At 64.2% G+C, this 760-nt stretch carries 1 pseudogene; it reads left to right on the top strand.

The annotated features are described in order from the left end of the window. Positions 1-118: 118 nt before the first annotated feature. A pseudogene (locus tag ACNI3Q_RS14655) lies at positions 119-760 on the top strand (methyl-accepting chemotaxis protein); the annotation flags it as partial.

Below are 760 nucleotides of genomic sequence, written 5' to 3'. Positions count from 1 at the left end.
CATCGAGCGCGTCGGTCAGGGTTTTGCCGTGCTGGAGAGCGAACTCGGTTCGCTGAAGACCGGAGCCGGAGAATTCGTGGCAAAGGTTGCCGCATAAAGAGCGGTTGGGGGAGGGGAAATGGCGGCTGCAAAATCCGCAAGGGTCGGGCAATGGGCACGGGACGAGCGATCCGTTGCGGATCGCCTGCGCGCCTATGACTGGGACGGCAGGCTGGTCGCCGGAGCGCGCGAGGTCGGCGAGCTGATCGGCGATCGATCGATCGAGCTTGGCCAGAGTTTCTGGCGCCATTACCTGTCGCTACCCGCAGCCGAGGGCATTCGCGGCTATTATGACGAACAGCGAACGGCCGAAGCCGTAATGGTTTCCGCCCGTTATGCGCTGGTCAAATATGTCAATCCGCTGGGTGACGAATGGGTACAGACGGCACGACGCTATGCCGCCGATTCGCACCGCGCAAAAATGCCGCTTCAGGCCCTGCTTGCCGCGTTGGCCTATGCCCACGGGCTGACGCTGCAGATCATCGAAGAGCAGATCGGCGACGACAAGGCCCGGATGCGGTGGCTGGCGGAGGTCGTGCAGCGCATGGCGCTGATCGAGGCGAACATCATGGCCGGCCATCTGGGCGAGCGCGACGCGACTCAGACCGATGCTGCCCGGCGCGAGGATGCGCGCCGGTTCCGTGACAGCATCGCCGAACTGATCGACGGCACATCCGGACTTGGCAACCGGAGCCGGGCACAGGCCCATTCCGTTTCCGCA

This window comes from Sphingomonas eleionomae (genome assembly GCF_049889035.1).
Classification (GTDB): domain Bacteria; phylum Pseudomonadota; class Alphaproteobacteria; order Sphingomonadales; family Sphingomonadaceae; genus Sphingomonas.
This window is presented reverse-complemented; position numbering and strand designations above follow the sequence as displayed.